This window comes from Actinocorallia lasiicapitis (genome assembly GCF_054778695.1).
This window is the reverse complement of sequence record NZ_BAAGZI010000591.1, coordinates 1-2,441: the sequence shown is the minus strand read 5'-3', so window position 1 is coordinate 2,441 and position 2,441 is coordinate 1. Positions and strand designations below refer to the sequence as shown.

The 2,441-nt window shown below is 70.6% G+C and carries 3 protein-coding genes; 1 reads left to right on the top strand and 2 read right to left on the bottom strand.

Annotation, left to right across the window (positions count from 1 at the left end):
• Positions 1–434 (top strand): LLM class flavin-dependent oxidoreductase (locus ACYVE7_RS32590; RefSeq protein WP_460370239.1); only part of this gene is annotated, 434 nt, incomplete at its 5' end.
• A 58-nt stretch (positions 435–492) separates the two neighbouring features.
• Here the strand turns inward: ACYVE7_RS32590 and ACYVE7_RS32585 are convergent.
• Positions 493–903, bottom strand: coding sequence for a DUF3040 domain-containing protein (locus ACYVE7_RS32585; RefSeq protein WP_460370237.1), 411 nt, complete (start codon positions 901–903; stop codon positions 493–495).
• A 151-nt stretch (positions 904–1,054) separates the two neighbouring features.
• Positions 1,055–2,329 (bottom strand): DNA polymerase IV, encoded by a 1,275-nt coding sequence (locus ACYVE7_RS32580; RefSeq protein WP_460370235.1) that lies wholly within the window; start codon positions 2,327–2,329, stop codon positions 1,055–1,057.
• Positions 2,330–2,441 lie beyond the last annotated feature (112 nt).

The window sequence follows — 2,441 nt, the reverse complement described above, 5'->3', positions numbered from 1 at the left end:
CCGTAGGCCGGCCGCTCCGGTTCGGGCTGCGGGTCCATGTGATCGCCAGGGACAGCTCGGCGGAGGCGTGGGCGGAGGCCGACCGGCTGCTCGCGGGGATGGACCCGGCCCGGATCGCGGCCGCGCAGCAGCGGTTCGCCCGCTACGACTCCGTCGCGCAGTCCCGGATGGTCGCCCTCCACTCCGGCGGGGCCCGCGACGGCGGCGGGACGCGTGAACTGGAGATCTCACCCGGTCTGTGGGCGGGGGTCGGGCTGGTCCGCGAAGGGGCCGGGACGGCGCTGGTCGGCTCCTACGAGGAGGTCGCCGAACTGCTGCGCGGCTACGCCGCCGTCGGCATCGACGAGTTCATCCTGTCGGGCTGGCCGCATCTGGAAGAGGCCTACCGGATCGGCGAGTACGTGCTGCCGCGCCTCACGCCCGTGGCCGTCTGACCCGAATCCGATCGGCGCGAAAGGCCGCCCGGACACCTCCGGGCGGCCTTTCGCGCCGTTACTGCTCTTCGCTGCGCTTGCGCCAGCGCTCTTCGAGCCGGCCCATGAGGCCACCGCCCGAGGAGGACTGACGGCCCTTGCCGCGGGCCGGACGGGCGGAGCGCGGGTCGGGCTCGACGCCGACACCGGTCATCCGCTTCCAGCTCGTGATCGCCCAGAACGCGCTCGCGACCATGAGCAGGAAGCCCGCGACGCTCACACCGACCGTCACGGCGCCCTTGTTCAGGACGAGACCCGTCATGAGGACGCCGATCCCCAGGACCAGCCCGAGGGCCGCCTTGGTGATCTGGCGCTTGTAATGCGTCTGCGGATTCGTGGTCCGGACGGCATGCGCGAACTTCGGGTCCTCCGCGTAAAGCGCATGCTCGATCTGGTCGAGCAGACGTTGCTCGTGCTCAGAGAGCGGCACGGTGCCTCCCAACGACTGCCCCGTTGTTCCGCTGCCGGACGGGGACCTGGCTATCGGTGTTATGCCCAGAATACGAGTCAGGACGACCGGAGTGAAGAAAACGTTGCCCTCGGAAGTATCGGCGGTTCATCCCGCGCTCCCCTCCCGTTCCTCACGTGTCCGTTGTGCCACCCCTGCCCCGCCTTTCGCCACTGTCTCCGCCCGCCGGTCTGAGCAGGGCCGCCGGGCGGATCGCCCCGCGGCCGAACCTGCGTGCGGCTTCGTCCATCGCCTGTTCCGCCTCTCGCCAGCCGTTCTCCTGGGAATCCAGGGAAAGCTGCCGAGGAGCGTCGGCGGAGTCCACGAGATTCTCCACGCGGACACCGACCAACCGGAGTGGTACCCCCTTCAGACCGGACACCTCATAGAGTTCGCACGCTGTGACATAGATCACACGAGAAAGGTCGGTCGCTTCGCCGAGGGTCCGCGACCGGGTGATCGTCGTGAAATCCGCCTTACGTAGCTTGACGCTCACCGTCCGGCCGATGTTCCCACTCGATCTCAGTCTCTGTCCGACTTTCTCCGCCAACCGCAGCAGTTCCCTGCCGATGACCTCGGGTGCGGCGATATCGGTCGCGAAGGTCTCCTCCGCGCCGATGCTCTTGTCGGGACCGTTCGGGGTGACCGCGCGCGGGTCGCGGCCCCAGGCCAGCTCGTGCAGATGCTCACCCGAGGCGTTGCCGATCTTCGCCTTCAGGGTGGGCAGGGGCACCCTGGCGAGCTCGCCGACGGTCCGCAGGCCGAGTCTGGCCAGCGACTGCTCGGTCTTCTCCCCCACCCCCCACAGGGCGGCGATCGGCAGCGGGTGCAGGAACTCCAGCACGCCGTCCGCGGGGACGACCATCAGGCCGTCGGGCTTGCAGCGGGTGGAGGCCAGCTTGGCGATGAACTTGGTCGAGGCGACCCCGACCGAGCAGGTGACGCCCAGCTCCCGCTCGACCCGCTCCCTGATGCCCACGGCGATCCGCGAGGGCCGTCCCAGCAGCTTGACCGCCCCGGCGACGCCCAGGAACGCCTCGTCGAGCGCCAGGGGCTCCACCAGCGGCGTGACGTCCCGGAAGATCGCCATGACCTTCCGGGAGACCGCCGAGTACTTCTCGTGCCGCGGCGGCAGCACCACCGCCTGCGGGCACATCCGGCGGGCGCGGCTCATCGGCATCGCCGAATGGACCCCGAACCGGCGCGCCTCGTAGGAGGCGGCCGAGACCACCGAGCGGTCGCCGAGACCGCCCACCAGGACCGGCCTGCCGCGCAGCTCGGGACGTTCCAGCAGCTCGACGCTCACGAAGAACGCGTCCATGTCGACGTGCAGGACATGGCAGCCGGTGTCGTCGGCCAGCGGGCCGCGCTGGGGGCCCGGCCGGTGGAGCTGCTGCTTGCGGGACATCAGACCGGCCGGCGCGCCGCGAGATGAAGCTGGGTGGCCAGCTCGCGCAGGACCGGATGGCCCGCGGCCAGGGAGTCCAGGGCGCGCAGCGCCTCGGCCGCCTGCGGATCGG

Coding starts and splice junctions, on each gene's coding strand:
- ACYVE7_RS32580 (WP_460370235.1), bottom strand. CDS start 2,329: ATGTCCCGCAAGCAGCAGCTCCACCGGCCGGGCCCCCAGCGCGGCCCG.